At 73.1% G+C, this 20,356-nt stretch carries 19 protein-coding genes; 12 read left to right on the forward strand and 7 right to left on the reverse strand.

Features of this window, described 5'->3' with window-relative positions; translation table 11 throughout:
• Positions 1–66: 66 nt before the first annotated feature.
• A complete protein-coding gene (locus AB0L45_RS21920; RefSeq protein WP_365842329.1) occupies positions 67–1,002 on the forward strand; it encodes an acyl-CoA thioesterase II in 936 nt (311 codons plus the stop codon).
• Between the two features lie 77 nt (positions 1,003–1,079).
• Here the strand turns inward: AB0L45_RS21920 and AB0L45_RS21925 are convergent, their stop codons facing one another.
• Complete coding sequence (locus AB0L45_RS21925) at positions 1,080–2,096, reverse strand: DUF6397 family protein (protein WP_365842331.1); 1,017 nt, start codon at positions 2,094–2,096, stop codon at positions 1,080–1,082.
• Positions 2,097–2,209: 113 nt separating this feature from the next.
• Positions 2,210–2,617 carry a roadblock/LC7 domain-containing protein gene (locus AB0L45_RS21930; RefSeq protein WP_365842333.1) on the reverse strand — a complete coding sequence of 136 codons (408 nt, stop codon included), beginning with the start codon at positions 2,615–2,617 and terminating at the stop codon, positions 2,210–2,212.
• A gap of 165 nt (positions 2,618–2,782) precedes the next feature.
• On the opposite strand from AB0L45_RS21930, the gene AB0L45_RS21935 reads away from it, so the two are divergent.
• A complete protein-coding gene (locus tag AB0L45_RS21935) occupies positions 2,783–3,211 on the forward strand; it encodes a PPOX class F420-dependent oxidoreductase (RefSeq protein ID WP_365842335.1) in 429 nt (142 codons plus the stop codon).
• A gap of 61 nt (positions 3,212–3,272) precedes the next feature.
• Here the strand turns inward: AB0L45_RS21935 and AB0L45_RS21940 are convergent, their stop codons facing one another.
• Positions 3,273–3,917, reverse strand: coding sequence for an ATP/GTP-binding protein (locus AB0L45_RS21940; RefSeq protein ID WP_365842337.1), 645 nt, complete (start codon positions 3,915–3,917; stop codon positions 3,273–3,275).
• Positions 3,918–4,080: 163 nt separating this feature from the next.
• Between AB0L45_RS21940 and AB0L45_RS21945 the strand changes: the two genes are divergently transcribed.
• Positions 4,081–4,317, forward strand: a complete 237-nt coding sequence (locus tag AB0L45_RS21945) for a hypothetical protein (RefSeq protein WP_365842339.1) — start codon at positions 4,081–4,083, stop codon at positions 4,315–4,317.
• A 108-nt stretch (positions 4,318–4,425) separates the two neighbouring features.
• Complete coding sequence (locus AB0L45_RS21950; RefSeq protein ID WP_365842341.1) at positions 4,426–5,094, forward strand: O-methyltransferase; 669 nt, start codon at positions 4,426–4,428, stop codon at positions 5,092–5,094.
• 156 nt (positions 5,095–5,250) lie between these two features.
• On the opposite strand, the gene AB0L45_RS21955 is transcribed toward AB0L45_RS21950, so the two are convergent.
• On the reverse strand, positions 5,251–6,429 hold the full coding sequence (locus AB0L45_RS21955) for a NosD domain-containing protein (protein ID WP_365842343.1): 1,179 nt from the start codon (positions 6,427–6,429) through the stop codon (positions 5,251–5,253).
• A 171-nt stretch (positions 6,430–6,600) separates the two neighbouring features.
• On the opposite strand from AB0L45_RS21955, the gene AB0L45_RS21960 reads away from it, so the two are divergent.
• Positions 6,601–7,233 carry a class I SAM-dependent methyltransferase gene (locus AB0L45_RS21960; RefSeq protein WP_365842345.1) on the forward strand — a complete coding sequence of 211 codons (633 nt, stop codon included), beginning with the start codon at positions 6,601–6,603 and terminating at the stop codon, positions 7,231–7,233.
• 147 nt (positions 7,234–7,380) lie between these two features.
• Here the strand turns inward: AB0L45_RS21960 and AB0L45_RS21965 are convergent, their stop codons facing one another.
• Positions 7,381–8,256, reverse strand: coding sequence for an oxygenase MpaB family protein (locus tag AB0L45_RS21965; RefSeq protein WP_365842347.1), 876 nt, complete (start codon positions 8,254–8,256; stop codon positions 7,381–7,383).
• Between the two features lie 173 nt (positions 8,257–8,429).
• Between AB0L45_RS21965 and AB0L45_RS21970 the strand changes: the two genes are divergently transcribed.
• Positions 8,430–8,687, forward strand: coding sequence for a hypothetical protein (locus AB0L45_RS21970; RefSeq protein WP_365842349.1), 258 nt, complete (start codon positions 8,430–8,432; stop codon positions 8,685–8,687).
• Between the two features lie 444 nt (positions 8,688–9,131).
• Complete coding sequence (locus AB0L45_RS21975) at positions 9,132–9,908, forward strand: hypothetical protein (RefSeq protein WP_365842588.1); 777 nt, start codon at positions 9,132–9,134, stop codon at positions 9,906–9,908.
• A gap of 146 nt (positions 9,909–10,054) precedes the next feature.
• Here the strand turns inward: AB0L45_RS21975 and AB0L45_RS21980 are convergent, their stop codons facing one another.
• Positions 10,055–10,237: a hypothetical protein gene (locus tag AB0L45_RS21980; RefSeq protein WP_030998668.1), complete on the reverse strand. Its 183-nt coding sequence runs from the start codon at positions 10,235–10,237 to the stop codon at positions 10,055–10,057.
• A gap of 190 nt (positions 10,238–10,427) precedes the next feature.
• Between AB0L45_RS21980 and AB0L45_RS21985 the strand changes: the two genes are divergently transcribed.
• From AB0L45_RS21985 to AB0L45_RS21995, 3 genes are all read left to right on the forward strand, one after another.
• A complete protein-coding gene (locus AB0L45_RS21985) occupies positions 10,428–13,538 on the forward strand; it encodes a DEAD/DEAH box helicase (RefSeq protein ID WP_365842351.1) in 3,111 nt (1,036 codons plus the stop codon).
• Entirely contained in the window at positions 13,535–15,091 is a 1,557-nt protein-coding gene (locus AB0L45_RS21990; protein ID WP_365842353.1) for an SWF or SNF family helicase, read from the forward strand. The genes AB0L45_RS21985 and AB0L45_RS21990 overlap by 4 nt, the downstream gene beginning before the upstream one ends.
• Positions 15,092–15,257: 166 nt before the next feature.
• The gene (locus tag AB0L45_RS21995; protein ID WP_365842355.1) at positions 15,258–15,635 is read left to right on the forward strand and encodes a nuclear transport factor 2 family protein; all 378 of its coding nucleotides are present in this window, start codon (positions 15,258–15,260) and stop codon (positions 15,633–15,635) included.
• Between the two features lie 36 nt (positions 15,636–15,671).
• Here AB0L45_RS21995 and AB0L45_RS22000 read toward each other — a convergent pair whose 3' ends face one another.
• The gene (locus AB0L45_RS22000; RefSeq protein WP_365842357.1) at positions 15,672–15,905 is read right to left on the reverse strand and encodes a DUF6480 family protein; all 234 of its coding nucleotides are present in this window, start codon (positions 15,903–15,905) and stop codon (positions 15,672–15,674) included.
• Positions 15,906–16,364: 459 nt separating this feature from the next.
• On the opposite strand from AB0L45_RS22000, the gene AB0L45_RS22005 reads away from it, so the two are divergent.
• Positions 16,365–19,307, forward strand: coding sequence for a glycoside hydrolase family 2 TIM barrel-domain containing protein (locus tag AB0L45_RS22005; RefSeq protein ID WP_365842590.1), 2,943 nt, complete (start codon positions 16,365–16,367; stop codon positions 19,305–19,307).
• Positions 19,308–19,417: 110 nt separating this feature from the next.
• The gene (locus AB0L45_RS22010; RefSeq protein WP_365842359.1) at positions 19,418–20,296 is read left to right on the forward strand and encodes a YceI family protein; all 879 of its coding nucleotides are present in this window, start codon (positions 19,418–19,420) and stop codon (positions 20,294–20,296) included.
• The last annotated feature ends 60 nt before the right edge of the window (positions 20,297–20,356 follow it).

A 20,356-nucleotide genomic window follows, 5' to 3' on the forward strand; every position in this document is an offset into this window, starting at 1 on the left:
GTGCGCCCTCCACGGGGCGCACCACTGAGCAAGGGCGTCGAGACACCCGACGGAGGACGTACGGCCATGACCAATCCCGCCGAGCGCCTGGTGGATCTGCTGGACCTGGAGCAGATCGAGGTGAACATCTTCCGCGGCCGCAGCCCGCAGGAAAGCCTCCAGCGGGTCTTCGGCGGGCAGGTGGCCGGACAGGCGCTGGTCGCGGCCGGGCGCACCACGGAGGGCGACCGGCCCGTGCACTCGCTGCACGCGTACTTCCTGCGCCCGGGCCGGCCCGGGGTGCCGATCGTGTACCAGGTGGAGCGGGTACGGGACGGCCGCTCCTTCACGACGCGCCGCGTGGTCGCCGTCCAGCAGGGACGCACGATCTTCAATCTGACCGCCTCCTTCCACCAGCCCGAACCGGGCTTCGAACATCAGTTGCCGATGCGCCGCGTGGTTCCCGCGCCCGAGGAGCTGCCGACCGTCGCGGACGAGGTGCGCGAGCACCTGGGCGGGCTGCCCGAGGCGCTGGAGCGGATGGCCCGTCGCCAGCCCTTCGACATCCGCTACGTCGACCGGCTGCGCTGGAAGCCGGAGGAGATCGAGGGCGCGGAGCCGCGCAGCGCGGTCTGGATGCGCGCGGTCGGGCCGCTGGGCGAGGACCCGCTGATCCACACCTGCGCCCTGACCTACGCCAGCGACATGACGCTGCTGGACGCCGTCCGCATCCCGATCGAGCCGCTCTGGGGCCCGCGCGGCTTCGACATGGCCTCCCTCGACCACGCGATGTGGTTCCACCGCCCCTTCCGCGCGGACGAGTGGTTCCTCTACGACCAGGAGTCCCCCATCGCCACCGGCGGCCGCGGCCTCGCCCGCGGCCGCATCTACGACCGCGCGGGCAACCTCCTCGTCTCGGTCGTCCAGGAAGGCCTGCTACGCCCCCACACCAAGAGCCACAGCCTGGAGCGCCCGTATGGGGAAGCCCAGGGGGAAGGGGCACAGGGAGGGGCGGAGGCGTAGGCGGTCGCCGGGCCGTGCCCGGCGGTGCCGAGCCGGACGCCCCTCGACCGTGCGTGCGTCGCCCTCGCCGGGCATGGTCAGGACCGCCCCGTAGCGGCGCCCGGTCCGGACAGTGGAGCCGGCCGTGGCACGCAAGAGGCCGCCCGCGGGCCGTGCGCTGGGACGGGCGGACGGGGTGGTTCCGGGGTGGATGCTGTGGCGGTTGCGGGGATCCGGAAGGGGGCGCCCCCGTTGGGTGCCGGTGGGGCGGGATGGCGTAGGCGATGGGTGGCCGGCTGGGCGTGGCGGGCGCGGTCCAAGGAGCGGGAGAGGTTGACGCGGTACCAGAGCACCTCGTCGAACTCCTCCGCCGTCGTCGCCCGCTCGACCGCCTCCCTGGCCGCGGGGCCAGTGCCGGGCGGGGTCAGGGTGGGGCGCAGACGGCGTAGCACCGAGCGCTCCACCGGGTCTTCGACGACCGAGGCCAGTTCTTCCGGCGGCAGGACCGCGGCGATCACCGCCGCCGATTCCCAGCCGTCCGCCGCCTGGCCCATCAGCCGGGCGACCCGGCGGCTGCGCCACTTGCGGCCGCGCCAGTCCTGTCCGCCGTCGAGCATGACGCGGAGCACCGCGGGGAGGTTGCCGCGCAGCAGCTCCGGTTCACGGTCGGCGAAGTCGGCCAGCTCCGTCACGAGGTAGAGCCAGACCACGGCGCCGTAGCGGTTCACGTAGAAGCGGGCCGGGGCGAAGGAGCCCGCGCGGGCCAGCCGCAGGAAGCGGCTCGCGCCGATGCCGAGCAGTTCGGCGGCCTCGGCCGTGCCGGCCGTTCGCAGGCGGTCACGCAGCGTACCGGGGAAGCCCTCTTCCGCGCGCAGCCGCCGGATCTCCTCCGCCGGCACGCGGCGCCGCCCCCACGGGCCGGACGGGCCGGGCCGCGCTTCGGGGTCCGGCGGTAGCGTCAGGACTTCTCCGAGTTGCGCGGCAAGCTCGAACTCGCCGCCTCTCAGTCCCAGTTCGCGGGCCGCACGCCCTGGCGTGAGCGTCTCTCCCGCGGCCGGCGCTTGTTCCGTCATGAGCGTCCCGGGCGCCTGGCGCCCGTCGCACATCACCGTCATGTCGCACTCCCCCGTCACTGTTCCCGGCGGGGATCCGGTCCGGATTCCCGCCGGCTCGTTACCGACAGTGACGACGATAGCGGTGGGGTACGACAGCCGGTCAACCCCCGACCTCAGCCCTGTGGACAACTTTCCGGCAGCCGCGCCGCGACCCCCAGGTGTTCACCCACGCGGTTGACCAACAGCGCCATTTCGTAGGCGATTTGCCCCATGTCGGCCTCAGACCCCGCCAGTACGCACAGGCAGCTGCCGTCCCCCGCCGCCGTCACGAACAGCACGCCGTCGTCGAACTCGACCATCGTCTGCCGTACCCGACCGGCCTCGAAATGCCGTCCGGAGCCCTTGGCGAGGCTGTGCAGCCCCGACGCGACCGCCGCCAGGTGCTCGGCGTCCTCCCGCGCCAGCCGCTCGCTCGCACCCGTCACGAGCCCGTCGTTGGACAGCACCAGGGCGTGCCGCACCTGGTCGATCCGCTCGGTCAGGTCGTCCAGCAACCAGTCGAGTCCGCTGCTCAGTGCCATACCGCTTCCTCCCCGTGTCCCCGTGTCCCCGTGTCCCCGTGTCCCCGTGGGCAACTGCCGTGCAAGCCTGGACCACCCGTGCCGTCCGGGCAAGCAGCGCGGCCGGTCCGGCGCGGCCGGTGCGGTCGCGCGGCCCGTTCCCGCCGTATGGCGCAGGATGGCGGTATGGCACGCACCATGAGCAAGGACGAGTGGCAGAGCTTCCTGTCCGAGGGCACCCGCACCGGCAAGCTCTCGACCGTACGGGCCGACGGCAGCCCGCACATCGCGCCGGTCTGGTTCCTGCTGGACGGCGACGACCTGGTCTTCAACACCGGCGCCGACACGGTCAAAGGGCGCAACCTGGCCCGGGACGGCCGGGTCGCGCTCTGCGTGGACGACGACCGGCCGCCGTTCAGCTTCGCGATCGTGGAGGGCCGGGCCGAGACCAGCGACGAACTGACCGAGGTACGCGCCTGGGCCACCCGCATCGCGGCCCGCTACATGGGTGAGGAGCGCGCCGAGGAGTACGGGGCCCGCAACGGCGTCCCGGGAGAACTGCTCGTGCGGGTCCGGATCAGCAAGGTCGTCGCGGTCGCCGACCTCGCCGGCTGATGCCGTCGTACCGCGCTGCGGCGGTGGGGCCCGCAGGAGGGTGACGGCTGTGGGCGCGCGCTCACCCCACCGAGTCGAGCAGCCGGGCGGCGTGCACCCGCCCGGCGTGCTCGACCAGCCGTATCAGCACTTCCTTGCCCGAGTCGCGGTCCCGCGCGTCGCACAGCACCACCGGGGTGCCCCGGTCCAGGTCGAGTGCCCGCGCCACCTCGCCGGCCCCGTAAGCGCGTGCCTCGGCGAAGCAGTTGACGGCCACCAGGAAGGGGATCGCGCGGCTCTCGAAGTAGTCCACGGCGGGGAAGCAGTCCTCCAGCCGGCGGGTGTCGGCCAGGACGACGGCGCCCAGCGCACCCTGCGCCAGGTCGTCCCACAGGAACCAGAACCGGTCCTGCCCGGGCGTCCCGAAGAGGTACAGCGACAGGCCGGCCCTGATGGTGATGCGGCCGAAGTCCATCGCCACGGTGGTCGTCGGCTTGCGCACCACGTCCCGGGCGTCGTCCAGCGCCGCGCCCGCCTCGCTGAGCAGTTCCTCCGTACGCAGCGGCCGGATCTCGCTGACGGCACCGACCAGTGTCGTCTTGCCGACCCCGAACCCGCCCGCCACCAGGATCTTCAGAGCCAGCGCACTGTCGTCCGAGGTGTTTGCGGACCCGGCGGCATCCGCTACAGGTACGTCGTGAGGTTCGTCGTGCGACTCGAAACCCATGGCGAGGACCGTACTCCTTTCGCTACACAGCGTGGCACGGAGTTGACAAGTTCGTACGCTGCGGGAGAAAGCCCCGGCCACGGTCCGGCCGGGCGCCACCAGCGGGAAGCCCGCGCCGCGAGCCGGTCCACGTACCGGCGGGGCGCGAGAAAGAAGGCTGCTGATGTCCACCACCACCGGTACCGGCGCGGACATCGCGGCCGTTCCCGCCGCGGGCGACAACGAGGCCGGTCCCTGGCACAACGTCTGCCGCATCTGCCATCCGCGGGAGTCGCCCGTACGGCCGCTCGTCGCCATCTGCGGTGAGCCGCTGCTCGGCATCCGGGCCGCCCGCGACGCGCCGCGGTGCGAACTGTGCGACCACCTCACGCCGCTGCACGAACGGGGCCACCGGACCTGAACGGACGGAACCGCGGACCGCACGACTTTTTGCCCGCAGCACACCGACGGGCGTACCCGCCCCTGCTACTTTGATTAGCAAACCTAACTAGGCAAGCGAAGGGACCAGATGTCTCAGCAGCGGTGGAACACGGTCGACGAGTACTTCAACTCCCTGCTCGCCCCGGACGACGAAGCGCTGCACGCCGCGTTGCGTGACAGTGAGGCGGCCGGACTCCCGCACATCAGCGTCACCCCCACCCAGGGCAAGCTGCTCCACCTCCTGGCCCGGATACAAGGCGCCCGGCGCATCCTGGAGATCGGGACGCTGGGCGGCTACAGCACCATCTGGCTCGCCCGCGCCCTGCCCGCCGACGGCCACCTGGTCTCCCTGGAGTACAACGCCACGCACGCCGCCGTCGCCCGCGCCAACCTGGAGCGCGCCGGGCTCGCGGAGCGCACCGAGATCCGCGTCGCCCCGGCGCTCGACAGCCTCGCGAAGCTGGTTGCCGAGCGGGCCGAACCGTTCGACCTGGTCTTCGTCGACGCGGACAAGCCCAACAATCCGCACTACCTGGAGCGGGCCCTGGAACTGACCCGCCCCGGCAGCCTGATCATCGGTGACAACGTCGTACGGGGCGGTGACGTCGCCGACGCGGACAGCACGGATCCCACGGTCCGCGGCATCCGCCGGTTCCTGGAACTCATCGCTGAGAACCCGAGGTTGTCCGCCACCGCGGTGCAGACCGTGGGGAGCAAGGGCTACGACGGCTTCGCACTGGCCCGGGTGACCGGCTGAGCGGGTGACGGACTGACAGCACGCACCGCGTCGGCGTATCAGCCGTATCAGCCGTATCAGCCGTATCAGCCGTATCGGCTGTATCGGCTGTATCCGCCACGCCGACCGTACCGGCCTCTCCGGCCGTATCCGCCACGCCGACCGCATGCACCACGCTCACCGAAGACTGATCCTGTTCCCGGCGGAGACCTCGGCGCCGACGATGCCCGAACCGGCGTAACGGACATTGTTTCCGGTGGCCGTTCCGCCGGAGCAGGAGGTGAACAGTATCGCGGTGCCGTCGCCGCCCTGACTGTATTTCACGACGTTTCCGGTGACCACGCCCTCGTGGACGTATTGCAGGGCGATACCGTTCGAACTGGCCCAGTCGCGAATGATGTTGCCCGTCACGATGACGTTCTCCATCGGCGTGTCCGACATTCCGTACACGCCGATGGTGGCGAAACGGGGGCCCTGGCCCGGCTGTTTCTCCAGCCCCATGTGGGTGAGGACGTTGTGCGAGATGATGATGTCCTCGGTCTGCGACCAGAACCACGACTGGTACTGCGCGGACGGATCCATCTGGACCTGGATTCCGCTGTTGCAGTCCTCCATGATGTTGTTCGCGATCACCGCGTGGCGCCAGTTGTGGGCCCGTACGGCGTAGTTCCGGGCGTTGGTGATCCTGTTGTTCACCACCCGCAGCCCGCTGTGGAAACGGCCGGGGAAAGTGGCCGTGTGCGTGCCCACCAGGGCTCCGTATCCGTCGGCCGAGCAGCCGTCGACGACGATGTTCGTGCTGTGCGTGCCGTCCGGCGCCTCCTGGACCTCGATCGCCTCGGAGAAGAACCGGGTCGGGGTGGTGGCCTTGAAGCGCCGGAAGACGCAGTTGCGCGCCGTGCCGTTGCGGATGCCGTGGAACTCGATCGCGTGCCAGTCCGGAATGTTCTCCACGACCAGGTCTTCGTAGAGGATGTTCTCGGCGGAGCAGAAGGCGAACATGTCCAGCGGCAGCGGATTGTTCGCGCCGCCGTCCCACAGGCCGCCGCGGATGCTGATGTCGGAGGCGCCGTGGTAGCCGTCGTGGGAGAAGCCGCCGCCCCACAGCGTGTCGATGGTGGAGGTGTCGCTGCGGAAAATGTGGGCGCCGTACGCGATCACGGTCAGGTTCCCGGAATCCGGTACCACCGTTCCGGTGCTGTGCATGCGGTACCGCCCGGGGGGAATCACGAGTGTTCCGCCGCCGGCGCCACAGATGGTGGTCACCGCGTGCTGCAGGAGGGCCGCCGCGTCGGCGAGACCCTGCGGGTCGGCACCGAAATGGTCGACGAAATTCCACTTCCCCGTGTCCGTCATGCCTGCATGATTACGCCGGGCGGCCGGAAAGGTAAGACGTCGAAAGGAAGAACGGTTGAAACCCGTGCGGTGTCCCGGACGACCGCGCATCCGGCCACCGCGGCCACCGGGCGGCCGCCCACCGTCCGGACAGCCGGCTCCCGGGCGATCACCGGCCTCTAGAGTTGCCGTATGGACGACGAGACCGCCAACGCGCCCGAGGACGCCGGTCAGGCGCATGACGTGCGGAAGTTCTTCGGCTCCCGGGCGCACGACTGGGACGCGCGGTTTCCCGACGACGGTCCTGCCTACGAGGCGGGTGTCGCGGCGATGGGGCTGCGGGCGGGAGACCGGGTGCTGGACGCGGGCTGCGGCACGGGAAGGGCGTTGCCCGCGCTGCGGGCCGCCGTCGGGGCGGGCGGTACGGTGCTGGGCGCCGACCTGACGCCGGAGATGCTCGCGGCGGCCGTACGGGCCGGACGTGCGCGGCTGGCGCCCCTGGTACTCGCCGACGTACAGCGGCTCCCACTGTCGGACGGCGCACTCGACGCGGTCTTCGCCGCCGGACTGCTGTCCCACCTGGCCGACCCGGAGGCGACCCTCACGGAATGCGCCAGGGTCGTACGCCCCGGAGGGCGGCTGGCGCTGTTCCACCCGGTCGGGCGCGCCGCGCTGGCAGCGCGGAAAGGGCGCCGGCTCACCCCTGACGACGTTCGGGCCGAACCCCACTTGCGACCGCTTCTGACGCGTTGCGGATGGAATCTGGTGGATTACGTGGACGAGGACGCCCGTTACCTGGCGATGGCCGTGCGTCAGGGCGCCTGAGTCGCCCGGGGAGCTGCCGGACAGCGCGTTACCCGGCCGTGACCGGCCACTGTCGGGTCATGGTCTGTCGTCCCTTGTCGCCGCGCCGGTGCGGGAATGGCCTGTCGCCCCCTGTCGCCGCGCCGGCGTGGGGCCGGGACGAGCAGGTCAGTGCGGTACGGGGCAGCTGCCTGTGGGGCGGCCCTGGGGGAAGGTACCGAGGTCGGCGATGGTGTAGCCGTTCGGGTAGCTCTTGATCTCCGGGTTCTGGCGGGCGTAATGGGGTCGCCGGCGGGGCGGGAGCAGGCGGACGGACCTGGCACGCAGCCGCAGCGCGCCGCGCACCGCCGCACGGACGGCCGGCCTGGGGCGCTCGTAGCGGAAGGCGTCCAGCAGGGCGTCGTCCAGCAGGGCCATGCTCGCGCCGCGCACCACCGGGGCCAGCGGGCCGTACCAGCCCGCCATCAGGCCGAGCGTGGCGTCGGAGACCCGCCGCCCGCCCTCGTCCCAGCCGAAGTGCGCGTGCTCGTAGTCGTCCAGGCAGCGCTCGAACTCCTGGAAATTCTGGGGGATGTCGGTGATGCCCATGTGGCGTCCGAGGGTGCGGTAATAGACGGCTGAGGCGTGCTGCTCGTTCTCGCTCAGCCGTCGCCACCCGTACTGGTCGAGCCAGCGCTTGGGAATCACCACGAAGGTGCACAGGACATACCGCATGTCTTCGTTGGAGATGTCGTAGCTGCGGTGCATCTGGTTGATGCGGCGGATCGCGGTGCGGCCGTCCTCGGTGTCGAAACCGTGCTCCACCACCGAGTCCAGGAGGAGCGCGGTGTCGTCGTAGCGCTTTTGCGTACGGTCCGTCAGCTCGGCGGTCCGGGCCAGCAGCCGGCCGATGCTGGGAACGGCGTAGGTCCGGTAGAGCGCCAGCTCCAAGGCTCGCGCGACGTCCCAGGGGAACTCGTACGTCGTGATGATGCGGTGGATACGCAAGAAGTCCCGCTCCGGGTCGAGCCGCTGGGTCTCCTTGAGCCAGTCATATCGCCGCACCGCGTACCCGCCCTTTCGTCGCCGAAGTTCCCATCGTAAGCGCCCCGGGCACACTGGTACGACCGGAACGGGAACCGGGAATGGGGGACACGATGACCGGATTCTTACGTGGTATCTCCGGATTGTTCCGCGGCCTTCGGAACTTTTTCACTCGCGTCCGCACCGCGGTGCGAATGCCCGGCAGCGAGGAGCCCCGGGCACCCGGGGCGAAGCGGCCGCACAACATCTTCGAGGCCGCGGCGGCCCATGTGGCGGCGTGCGCCGAGGAGGACGACGAACGCAGTGCGGAGGCGGCGGAATGGGTCTCCCCCGAGGCACTCGCCTTCGGCATCAACGAGCTGGCCTGCCGGGCGGTGATCGCGCTCGCCCGGGAGCGCGGGGAGTCGCCGCAGACCGTGGCGCGTGACCTGCTGAATCTGCCGGTGGCCTGAGGGCTGCTGGGCGGACCGGCGGAGGGAGGCTGGCGTCGCCCGCACGCCTGACCCGGGCTCCGGACCCCGACCTCCGGATCCCCGGCTCCCGGGCGCTGGGTGACCGGGTGACCCGGTGACCGGGTGACCGGGTGACCGAGTGACCGAGTGACCGAGTGACCGAGTGACCGGGTGACCGGCAAGACGGCGGAAACAGCCGGGGCTGTGGCGTACGGCTGGTGACAACCTGCTGCCCGGCCAACTAGGGTGCGCCGACGACTGATCGGAACGATCGGGCCGGTTCGGTCCGGCGCGGGCGGCCCCGGGACCGGGGCGGTGGCGGCGGGCCGGGACCGGGCGGATCAGAGCGCATCGGAGGGGGAGGCCCAGGTGTCGACCGAGAGCGCCGGTACGTCCACGGCCGGGAACGCCGACGGGACCGTGCCCGCGAGCGCCGACGGAGCCGTGCCCGCGAGCGCCGACGACGACCAGTTGCTCGTGCTGACGGCGGTGCTGCTGACGCCCGCGCAGTTCCCGAGCGTACTGGGCGACGATTATCCGCAGGTGTGCGCCGGGCTGGGGCTGGAACCGTACGAGCAGGGGTACGGCCTGGTCCTCGGCCAGGACGGGCTGGGCGCGCGCTGGACGGTGGTGACGGACGACGTCTCGCTCGTCGCGTGCGCCGTCGCGGCCTGGGACTGCGGGATGGAGTATGACCTCTCGCCGGCCGAGGGCAGCGTGGTCGAAGCGCTGCCCGGCTGGCCGCTCGCACTCGCCGTTGCCGCGCCGGGGGTGCCGGCGCCGCACGACCCGGAACCGGAGGAGGGCGGTCCGGCCGTACTCAGGCCACCGGACGCCACGCAGTGGGGACCGGCTCAGCGCCGGCTCGGCGCGGACGAGATCGCGCTGCAGTGGGCGGCCTGGCGCGAACAGGTCGACGACGCGGTCACGTTCGTCGCTCCGGGAGCCCAGCCGCACGCCGGAGTGCAGCGGGCACTGGCCGGGGCACGCGGTTACGTGGCGGAGCCTCCTCCGCCGGGACGGGTCCGCTCGTCCTTCGCCGCCGGTGAGGCCCGTACGCTCCGCGTGGACGGGCCCGGGTGGAGCATGGTGGCCCGTACCGACGACATCGCGTTCGTCCTCCTGGACGAGCAGCCGGGAGAGGTGCTGCCGGTGGGACGCGGGCCCGAACTGCCGGGCCTGCTGCGGGCCCTGGAAGCGCTGGCGGTCCGGCCGGCGTGACCGTGCGGCCGGCCGCTGCGGTCCGGCCCCGAGCCGTGGCGGCGTCCCACCCGTGGGGTGTGCGCCCACGGGCCCGCTGACGGGGACGTCGCCGCAGCCCGGCCGCCCGGCTCACACCGCCGGACGCCCGGACACCGGCCACCTGGTCAGCGCCCTATCTCCTTGCGGGTCACACGGCGCAGCCTGCGCCGCTGCGAGGGGTCCAGCGTCAGATACGCCACGGCCGGCACACCGACCATGACCAGCACGGCCGCCCAGAACGGCAGCAGCCACAGCAGGATCACTCCCGCCGCCACGCCACCGATGGCGACTTTTGCGTTCGTGGACATCCTTCACGTCCCTTCCGCGGCGGTTGCCGCGCTCTCTGTACCCCATTGAACGCCTTTTCGGTCCCACAGGTTCCATCCGTGACGACCGGCTGCCGGCCGCCACCGGAGGCCGGGTCGGCATCCGCTCGGCTTGTGCTGTACCCTCGGGCGCTCCGGTCGCCAGTAGTCAAACTTGAGGAGTTCGCTGCACGTGGCATGTCTTCCCGCGGCACCATCCGTCCCGCCGTCCGCGCTCGCGCGCCGGGCAGCGGTCTTCCTGCCGGCCGATCCGCCCCGTACGGGACGGATCGCGTTCTGGTGTCCGGACGGCGCGGCGAGCGACGAGGAGGCCGGCCCCCCGTGGCCGACGCAGCCGCTGTCCGTCGCCGTCCCGTCCCATGAAGCCGAACACCACGGCGGAGACGAACACCGCGACGGGGGCGAAGGCGAGGGACACGGCGCGGGCGGCGAAGGCGACACGGACGGCATCGCGCTCGTCGACGTGCCGGCCGTCGTCCTCCCGGTCGCCGACGCCCTCCCCCTCCTCACCCGTGCCCGTACGTCCGGTACCGCCGACCCGGCCACGGCCTTCTGGGGCGCCGCCGCCGTGCTGGCGCTGCAACTCGTCGCCCGTGGGCGGCTGCTGCCCGGAGTGAGCCGTTCCGGACATGACGCGTGGCGGGTGGGACCGCTGGATCCCGCCGATGCCGAGCGCCTGCGCGAACTGGCCGCGGCGCTGCCGCCGCAGGCGCACGCCGCCCCGCTCGCCGGCGCCACCGGCCCAGGCCCCGTACTGCTGCCGGAACCGGAGCGCCTGGTACGGGACTTCCTGGACGCGGTGGCGGACGGGCTGCCCCGCTCCCCCGCCGCCGCCCTGGTCACCGGCGGCCCGGCGTTCGCCGCGGCCGAGCCGCAGCACATCCCCGAACAGCGCGACTGGGCCGCCGATGTGGCGGCCGGACACGACGCAGGCGTACGGCTCTCCCTGCGCGTCGAGGTCGCCGGGCTGCCCGGACCCGACACCGAAGGGAGCAGCGGGCCGGCCGCCCTGCCGGAGACCGGCCCGGCCGGGGCCGCCGTCGCAGGCCGCGCCCGGTTCACCGCCGTTCTCCAGCTGCACGACCTCACCGACCCCGCCCTGGTCGCCGACGCGTCCGAGGTGTGGGCGGGCACCTCCCCCACCGGGCAGGCGTTCGGCCCGCGCGCCCGGATGGACACCCTGCTGACGTTGCGCCGCGCCGCCGCGGCCTGGGCCCCCCTCAGGCCCTTGCTGTCCGCCGCCGTACCGGACGCGGTGGACCTCGCGGACGAGGAGATCGCCGAACTGCTCGGCCCGGCTTCCCGGGCGCTGGCCGCCGCCGGCGTCCAGGTGCACTGGCCCCGGGACCTGGTACGCGGGCTCAGCACCCACGCCGTGGTCGGGCCGCCCGGCCAGGACGGCGCGCCGCAACATGCCCACGAGGACGACGGCGCTGCCCGTCAGGACCGCCCGGTGTCCGGGCTGCCGTCCTTCCTCGCGGCCGACGCGCTGCTCTCGTTCAGCTGGCGGTTCGCCGTCGGCGGCCAGGAGGTCAGCAGGGCGGAGCTGGACCGGCTGGCCGAGGCGGGACGTCCGCTCGTACGGCTGCGGGACCAGTGGGTGCTCGTCGATCCGGAGGCCCTACGGGAGGCCCGGGACCGCCAGGACCGCAAGGTGACGCCCATCGACGCGCTCGGCGCGGCGCTCACCGGAACCGCGGAGTCCGAGGACGGCGAGCGGGTGGAGGTGCAGGCGTCCGGCTGGCTGGCCCGCCTCCGCGACCGGCTCACCGCACCGGACACCGCCGTACCGGGCGCGAACCCGGAAGCGGCCGTGGCCCCGGAACCGGGCGCGAACCCCGAACCGCCCCTCGCCCAGCCGCCGGCCCTCGCCGCCACCCTCCGCGACTACCAGCTGCGCGGTCTCGGCTGGCTGCACCGCATGACCTCGCTCGGCCTCGGCGGCTGTCTCGCCGACGACATGGGCCTGGGCAAGACCATCACCCTGATCGCCCTGCACCTGCACCGGCAGGCCGACCCCGCCTCGGCCGGGCCCACGCTCGTCGTCTGCCCGGCCTCCCTCATGGGCAACTGGCAGCGCGAGATCGAGAAGTTCGCGCCCGGCACTCCGGTACGCCGCTTCCACGCGGACCGGCGCAGCCTCACCGGCCTGGGGGACGGCGCGTTCGTGCTGACCACGTACGGCACGATGCGGCGGGACGCGGCGAAGCTCGCGGCGACCCGCTGGGGGCTGGTCGTCGCGGACGAGGCGCAGCACGTGAAGAACCCGTTCTCGGCGACGGCCAAGGCGCTGCGCACCCTCCCGGCGGGCGCCCGGGTGGCGCTCACCGGCACGCCGGTCGAGAACAACCTGTCCGAGCTGTGGGCCGTTCTCGACTGGACCACCCCGGGCCTGCTCGGCTCCCTGAGCCGCTTCCGCGAGCGCTACGCCACGGCCGTCGAGGGCGGCACGGACCCGGCCGCCGCCGACCGGCTGGCCCGCTTGGTGCGCCCCTTCTTGCTGCGCCGCCGCAAGTCCGACCCGGGCATCGCGCCCGAGCTGCCGCCGAAGACGGAGACCGACCGGGCGGTGGCGCTGACCAAGGAGCAGGCCGGGCTCTACGAGGCGGTGGTGCGCGAGGGGCTGCGCGAGATCGCGGCGGCGGACGGTCTCGCGCGCCGCGGCCTGGTCGTCAAGCTGCTGACCTCGCTCAAGCAGATCTGCAACCACCCGGCGCAGTTCCTCAAGGAGGAGCGGCCGTTGATCGCGGGCCGTTCGGGGAAGCTGGAGCTGCTGGACGAGCTGCTGGAGACGATTCTCGCCGAGGACGCGGGTGTGCTGGTGTTCACGCAGTACGTCCGGATGGCGCGGCTGCTCGAAACGCACCTGGCGGGGCGCGGGGTGCCGACGCAGCTGCTGCACGGCGGCACGCCGGTCGCGCGCCGCGAGGAGATGGTGCGCCGCTTCCAGGAGGGCGAGGTGCCGGTGTTCCTGCTGTCGCTGAAGGCGGCGGGTACGGGGCTCAACCTGACCAGGGCCGCCCATGTCGTGCACTTCGACCGCTGGTGGAACCCGGCGGTCGAGGCGCAGGCCACCGACCGTGCGTACCGCATCGGCCAGACCCGGCCGGTGCAGGTCCACCGGATGATCACCGAAGGCACGGTCGAGGACCGGATCGCCGCCATGCTCGCGCGCAAACAGCGGCTGGCGGACGCGGTGCTCGGCTCCGGCGAGGCCGCCCTGACCGAACTGAGCGACGCCGAACTGGCCGACCTGGTGGCGCTGCGAGGGAGCGAGCGATGATCCACAGCCACGGACCCGACCCGTACGCAACCGACCCGTACGCAACCGCCCCGTACGCAACCGACTCGTACGCAACGGCCCCTCACGCAACCGATCTATACCCGGCCGATCTTCAGGCGACCGACACCCACGAGACCGACACCCAGGCAAACGACACCCAGGGAAACGACGCCCCGCAAAACGACGCCCGTGAGCGCTCCCGGCAGGCCCTGCCGGAGCCGGCCCGGGAGCGTACCTTCGCCGCGCTCCCGCCGGCGCGCGGACAGGGTTTCGCGCGGTCCTGGTGGGGCCTGGCCTGGCTGAAGGCGCTGGCGGACAGCGCGCTGGACGGTCAGCAGGTCAAGCAGGGCCGCCGGCACGCACGGGCGGGCGCCGTGGGTGCGGTCTCCGTACGGCCGGGGCGGATCACCGCGGTCGTCCAGGACCGCGACGGTACGCCGTACCGCTGCGACGTGCTGCTCCAGGAGCTGAGCGCGGCGGACTGGGACCGCTTCCTGGACCTGGTCGCGGACCGGGCCGGGCACATCGCGGCGCTGCTGGACCACGACATGCCGCCGCACCTGGTGGAGGACGCGGCCGCCGCCGGCCTCGAACTGCTCCCCGGGATCGGTGATCTGGAGGCGGAGTGCGCTTGCGGGGCGTGGGACCACTGCTCTCACACTGCCGCGCTCTGCCACCAGACGGCGCGTCTGCTGGACGAGGACCCGTTCGTGCTGCTGCTGATGCGGGGGCGGGGCGAACAGGAGCTGCTGGACGACCTCCAGGCCCGCACCGCCACGCGCGCGCGGGAAGCCGCTGAGCACCCCACGTCCAGTGCGTACGCGGCGGAACCGGCGGCTGGGGGCATACCTGCGGCAGAGGCGTACGCGGCGCGGGACATCCTGCCGCCGCTGCCCGCGCCCCCGCCGGCCGTGGACGTGCCGGGCGCCGTACCGGTCCTCGGAGGGGGGACGGCCCCGGCGCCCGGAGTGGACGTGCCGGCGCTGGAGTTCCTGGTGGGCGACACGGCAGCGCGCGCCCAGCGGCTGCTGGCCGACGCGCTGGCCCCCGGCCATGCCGACGCGCCCCCACAGGCAGCGCTGACCTGCGCGCAGGACGCCGTACGGCTGGCAGCGGCCGGGCCGGACCCGCGGATCGCGGCGCGACTGGCCGCCGGTTCCGGACGTACGGCCAAGACGCTGGCCCTGGCCGTACGAGCGTGGGAGTACGGCGGCGCGCCGGCCCTCGCGGCCCTGGAGGAGGAGTGGACACCGGAACCGGCGGCCCTGGCGCGCGCCACCGCCCAGCTCGCCGCCGCCTGGGAGGACGACGAGCCGCGACCACGGCTGCGCCACGACCGCAACCGCTGGACCGTGGTCGGCGGCGGCGTTCAGCTCAGGTACGGGCGTGACGGGCGGTGGTGGCCGTACGTGAAGGAGCGCGGGCAGTGGGCACCCGCGGGCCCGGCGGCCGAGGACCCGGCATCGGCCCTCGCGGCGGTGCGTGAGGGCGGGGACGGGGGTGGGGACGGATACGACGGCGAGGAGGCAGCCGGGTCACCGGACAGCCGGTAGGCAGCCGGAGCCGGATGAGGCGGTGGCGGGTGACGGCCGGTGGGCCGTCACCCGTGCCGCGCGTGCTGACTGCCCGTACGGCGCGGCGCTACCCTGCTCGGCGTCAGAGACCGGCGTGCGGACCGCCGGCCCGCCGTGCCGCCGATCGGGAGGGACCGTGCCTGCTATGAGCCCCCTGGACGTCCTCGAACGGCGGTGCGCCGCGGTGACGGGGCAGGACCCGGACGCCTTCGCGGACCTGTTCGCGCCGGACGGTGTGATCGAGCTGCCCTTCGCGGGTCCGGACGTGCCCGACCGTATCGAGGGCCGCGAGACGATACGGACGTTCGCGCGGGCTGCGATGTCCGCCCTGCGCGTCGACACGCTCGACACGCTCGCGGTGCACCGCACCGGGGATCCGGAGGTCGTCGTCGCGGAGGTGCTCACCAAGGGCGTGGGGCGCGGGGACGCGTTCGAAGGCCGCTCGGTGCAGCTGTTCCGCATCCGGGACGGCCAGATCGTGCTGTTCCGCGACTACACGGGACCGTTGCGCAAGCCTTCCTGATCGCTGCCGTTCGCCGCCCGCCTCCTCGTCAGCGAGCTACACACCCCAGATGCGGGCGATGAAGAAGGCTGCGACGAGGACGACCACGACGGCGAGCACCAGCACCGGGCCCTTGGACCAGCCGCGGGTGGGGTTGTGGGTCTCCAGGGGCCCGGCGTCCGGGGTGCTGCCTTCGGCGGGCGGTGTCTCGCCCGGTGGCACGCCGCCGCCGGGCTCCAGGCCGGCGGTGTGCTCCGGAGCCGGGTCCGGGTTCTTCGGTGAATCGTTCATGCTGCCTGAGTGCCCGGGGACGGCCGATTCTCACCGGCGGATCCGAAACACGCCGCCGAGGCGTACGGGGCCGGGCGACTCCGGAGCCCGCCCCCGTGACCTCCCCGCCCCAAGGGAACCCGGCACCTCCCCCGAAGCCGCCACGCCCCGGCGCCCCGCACGAATCCGGGCGCTCACGGACATGTACGACGCGGAGCGGATGCTTCAGCGGTCAATCATTCGTATCCGGTCGCGGCGCGCCGCCCCGCGTGGTTCGCTGACGTGATCCCCCACGCCCCAGCCGTGTTCCCGCAGCGAGGAGGACCCTTGCCCCTGCCCGACGCCGAGCACGCCGGCCCCCGTACCGCACCCGACGCCGAGCACACCGCGGACGGGAGGCCCGCCCGCGAAGGCCACGCCCCCGAGAAGCGCACCACCCCCGCACCGTCCGCCGCCCCGCCACCGCCCCGCGGCGCCGCCCTGCCCGTCCCCCGCCCCCCGCAGCACCTCCCGTACTACGAGGACGTGTCGCCCGGCCGGGGATGCCGCCCGCCGCGTGCCTGGTTCGCCCGTTCGGACGCGCGCCGGTTGTCGCTGCACGGGATGTGGCGTTTCCGGCTGCTGCCGACCGCCCGGTCCGCCGACACCTCGTTCGCCCGGCCGGACTTCGACGACACGGACTGGACCGGCCTGCGCATACCGGGCCACTGGGTGCTCATGGGCCACGGCGCGCCCGCGTACACCAACGCCCGCTACCCGTTCCCCGTCGATCCGCCGCGGCTGCCCGACGAGAACCCGACGGGCGACCACCGGCACACCTTCGACCTCCCGGCACAGTGGGAACCGGGGCCCGCCCTGCTGCGTTTCGAGGGTGTGGAGTCCTGTGCGCGGGTGTGGCTCAACGGGAGGGAGCTGGGGCATTTCAAGGGCAGTCGGCTGCCGCACGAGTTCGAGGTGGGTCATCTGCTGCGGGCGCGCCGTAACGTGCTCGCGGTCCGCGTGCACCAGTGGTCCGCCGGCAGCTATCTGGAGGACCAGGACCAGTGGTGGCTGCCCGGCGTCTTCCGCGACGTCACGCTGCACCACCGGCCGGCGGGCGCCGTCCTGGACCACTTCGTGCACGCTTCGTACGACCACCGCACCGGCCACGGCACCCTCCGGGTGGACTGCGCGCCGGCGGGCCGGGTCACCGTGCCCGCGCTCGGGCTGGACCTGGCGACGGGCGAGAGCGCGTCCGTGCCGGTCACGCCGTGGACGGCCGAGACCCCGCAGCTGTACGACGCCGAACTGCGCACGCCCGGCGAGCGCGTTCCCCTGCGCGTCGGCTTCCGCACCGTACGCGTCGAGGACGGCCTGCTGAAGGTCAACGGGCGCCGGGTGCTGTTCCGCGGCGTCAACCGGCACGAGTTCGACCCGCGGCACGGCCGTGCGCTGGGCCCCGAGGCGATGCGCCGCGACCTGCTGCTGATGAAGCAGCACAACGTCAACGCGGTCCGTACGAGCCACTATCCGCCGCACCCCGCCTTCCTCGACCTCTGCGACGAGCTGGGCCTGTGGGTCGTCGAGGAGTGCGACCTGGAGACGCACGGTTTCGAGCAGCAGGGCTGGCGGGGCAATCCGGTGGACGACGACGCGTGGACGCCGGCGCTGCTGGACCGGATGCGCCGGACGGTCGAGCGGGACAAGAACCACCCCAGCGTGATCATGTGGTCGCTGGGCAACGAGTGCGGCACCGGCCGCGGCCTGTCCGCCATGGCCGCCTGGACCCGCGACCGCGACCCGTCCCGCCCGCTGCACTACGAGGGCGATCCGTCCTGCGCCGACACCGACGTGTACTCCCGGATGTACGCGGACCACGCCGAGGTCGAACGGATCGGCCGGCGGGCGGAGGAACCGCTCGCCGACCCGGTGGCGGACGCACGGCGCCGCGCCCTGCCCTTCCTGCTGTGCGAGTACGCGCACGCGATGGGCAACGGACCGGGCGGGCTGAGCGAGTACCAGCGGCTCTTCGAGACGTACGAGCGCTGCCAGGGCGGCTTCGTGTGGGAGTGGATCGACCACGGGCTGCGGCAGCGCACCCCGGACGGCGAGGTGTTCCACGCGTACGGCGGCGACTTCGGCGAGGAGCTGCACGACGGCAACTTCGTCTGCGACGGGCTGGTCCTCCCCGACCGGGTGCCGTCGCCAGGGCTGGTGGAGTTCAAGAAGGTCGTCGAACCGGTGCGGATCGGCGGTACGGACACGGCGGACCGCGCGCCGGGCGAGGGCCCGCGCACGGTGCGGATCAGCAATCTGCACGACTTCGCCGACCTGGCCCACCTGGTGTTCCGCTGGTCCTACGAGGCCGAGGGCGAGGTGCTCGCCGAGGGGCCGCTGGCCGTACCGCCGCTCGCCCCCGGTGAGTCCGCCGAGGTGGCGCTGCCCCCGGGGCCCGCCGGGCGGCGCGGCCGCGAAGCCCTGTGGACGGTACGGGCGTTACTCGGCGAGGACACCTCCTGGGCCGCGGCGGGCCACGAGGTCGCCTGGGGGCAGCTGCCCGCCGCACCGCCGCGCCCCGAGCCCCGCCCGGCCGCCCCGAAGGCGGCTCCCCGGCGCGGTGAGGGCAACCTCATCCTCCTCGGTCCGGGTGCCTTCGACGCCACCACCGGGGTGCTCCGGTATTTCGACGGCTGCCATCTGTCGGGCCCCCGGCTGGACGTGTGGCGGGCGCCGACCGACAACGACGAGGGCGCGCCCTGGCAGCGGGGGCCGCGCCGCGCCGAGCAGTGGCGCCGCATCGGTCTGCACCGCATGCGGCACCGGGTGGCGTCCGTGGAGTACGACCGCGAGGCGTTACTGGTGCGCACCCGGGTCGCACCGGCCGGCACGGACCTCGCCCTGGACACGGACTACCGCTGGACCGCGGCCGGTGGGCGGCTGCGGCTGGAGGTGTCGGTGCGGCCGTACGGGGACTGGCCCTGCCCGCTGCCCCGGCTCGGCGTGCGGCTGGGTGTGTGCGGCAGCCTCTCGACGGCACGGTGGTACGGCGGCGGGCCCGGCGAGGCGTATCCCGACACCAAGGCGGCGGCGCGGACGGGGCTGTGGCGCATGCCCGTGGACGCGCTGCAGACGCCGTACGTGCGCCCGCAGGAGAACGGGGCGCGGGCGGACGTGCGCTGGGTGGAGCTGTCCCGCGGCGACGGCTCGGGCCTGCGTGCCGAGGGTGCGCCGTCCTTCTGGTTCAGCGCGCGCCGCTGGACGAGCGAGCAGCTGGACGCCGCCCGGCACACCACGGACCTCACTCCGAGCGACTGGACCTGGCTCCACCTGGACCACGCCCAGCACGGCATCGGCAGCGCTTCCTGCGGCCCCGGGGTGCTGCCGGAGCACGAGCTGACGGTGGCTCCTGCCCGGTTCGCCATCACCTTGTGCCCGGTGCGATGAATTTCACGTTTCGGCGGGTATTGACAGCTGTCGTCCTCAGCGGTCTAAACCAATGACAGGATGGAGATGCACCTTTTTCGACACAACTGACCGAGAGGCCCCGTCCTGCCATGGCGCTCGCCATCCTCACCCGCCTTCGTGACCGCTCCGCCCGCAGTGCCCCCGCTCCGGCTCCGATCCCGCGTGGTGCCGGGGCACTGGACCTCAGCGTCCAGGACCCCGTCGGGCTGCCGATGGCGCGGGCCGGGATATCGGTGCGCAACGCCGAGGGCACCGAGGTCACGTGCGGCCAGACGGACCCCAACGGCATGTTCACCGCGACGCTGGCGCCCGCCGCGTATCACGTGGTGGTCACCTGCGACGGCTTCCGCCCGGAGCGGTTCGACAGCCTGGTGACCGAGGGGCAGCGGACCGCGCCGCGGACGCTGGAGCTGGAGCCGGCCCCGGCGCCGCAGCTGCCCACGCCGGGACAGTGGCGGCTGGACCCCGACCACTCCTCCATCCGCTTCACCGCCCGGCACATCGGGCTGGCCGAGATCCACGGCCGGTTCAACCACTTCGAGGGCAGCCTGTGGATCGCGCCGGACATGCGCGACTCGCGGGTGGAGGTGACGATCGACGCGGCGAGCATCGACTCGGGGGTGAAGATGCGTGACGACCATCTGCGCTCGGCGGAGTTCCTGGACGTGGCGCGTTACCCGTACCTGCAGTTCGCCGGCGAGCGGTTCGTGCACAAGGGCGGGGCACGCTGGGCCGTCCAGGGGGTGCTGCACCTGCACGGCGTCAGCCGGTCGGTGCAGCTGGACACCCGCTACCTGGGCATCGGTACGGGCATGGGCGGGGAGACCCGTACGGCGTGCGCCGCGGTGACCGAGCTGCACCGGGAGGACTTCACCCTGGACTGGCGCAAGATGCTGGCGCGGGGCATCGCGGCCATCGGTGCGACCATCCGTATCGAGCTGGACATCCAGGCCGTCCAGGCGCAGTGACGGGCGGCCGGGCGTGGGGCGGGCCTGGTGAGAGAACGGGCGCGAGGCGGGCCGTCGAGA

Source organism: Streptomyces sp. NPDC052496, assembly GCF_040679095.1.
GTDB lineage: Bacteria > Actinomycetota > Actinomycetes > Streptomycetales > Streptomycetaceae > Streptomyces.

Excerpts from the sequence above, each read along its gene's own strand:
- AB0L45_RS21920 (WP_365842329.1), top strand. The coding sequence starts at position 67 with ATGACCAATCCCGCCGAGCGCCTGGTGGATCTGCTGGACCTGGAGCAG.
- AB0L45_RS21925 (WP_365842331.1), bottom strand. The coding sequence starts at position 2,096 with ATGACGGTGATGTGCGACGGGCGCCAGGCGCCCGGGACGCTCATGACG.
- AB0L45_RS21930 (WP_365842333.1), bottom strand. The coding sequence starts at position 2,617 with ATGGCACTGAGCAGCGGACTCGACTGGTTGCTGGACGACCTGACCGAG.
- AB0L45_RS21935 (WP_365842335.1), top strand. The coding sequence starts at position 2,783 with ATGGCACGCACCATGAGCAAGGACGAGTGGCAGAGCTTCCTGTCCGAG.
- AB0L45_RS21940 (WP_365842337.1), bottom strand. The coding sequence starts at position 3,917 with ATGGGTTTCGAGTCGCACGACGAACCTCACGACGTACCTGTAGCGGAT.
- AB0L45_RS21945 (WP_365842339.1), top strand. The coding sequence starts at position 4,081 with ATGTCCACCACCACCGGTACCGGCGCGGACATCGCGGCCGTTCCCGCC.
- AB0L45_RS21950 (WP_365842341.1), top strand. The coding sequence starts at position 4,426 with ATGTCTCAGCAGCGGTGGAACACGGTCGACGAGTACTTCAACTCCCTG.
- AB0L45_RS21955 (WP_365842343.1), bottom strand. The coding sequence starts at position 6,429 with ATGACGGACACGGGGAAGTGGAATTTCGTCGACCATTTCGGTGCCGAC.
- AB0L45_RS21960 (WP_365842345.1), top strand. The coding sequence starts at position 6,601 with ATGGACGACGAGACCGCCAACGCGCCCGAGGACGCCGGTCAGGCGCAT.
- AB0L45_RS21970 (WP_365842349.1), top strand. The coding sequence starts at position 8,430 with ATGCCCGGCAGCGAGGAGCCCCGGGCACCCGGGGCGAAGCGGCCGCAC.
- AB0L45_RS21980 (WP_030998668.1), bottom strand. The coding sequence starts at position 10,237 with ATGTCCACGAACGCAAAAGTCGCCATCGGTGGCGTGGCGGCGGGAGTG.
- AB0L45_RS21990 (WP_365842353.1), top strand. The coding sequence starts at position 13,535 with ATGATCCACAGCCACGGACCCGACCCGTACGCAACCGACCCGTACGCA.
- AB0L45_RS21995 (WP_365842355.1), top strand. The coding sequence starts at position 15,258 with ATGAGCCCCCTGGACGTCCTCGAACGGCGGTGCGCCGCGGTGACGGGG.
- AB0L45_RS22000 (WP_365842357.1), bottom strand. The coding sequence starts at position 15,905 with ATGAACGATTCACCGAAGAACCCGGACCCGGCTCCGGAGCACACCGCC.
- AB0L45_RS22010 (WP_365842359.1), top strand. The coding sequence starts at position 19,418 with ATGGCGCTCGCCATCCTCACCCGCCTTCGTGACCGCTCCGCCCGCAGT.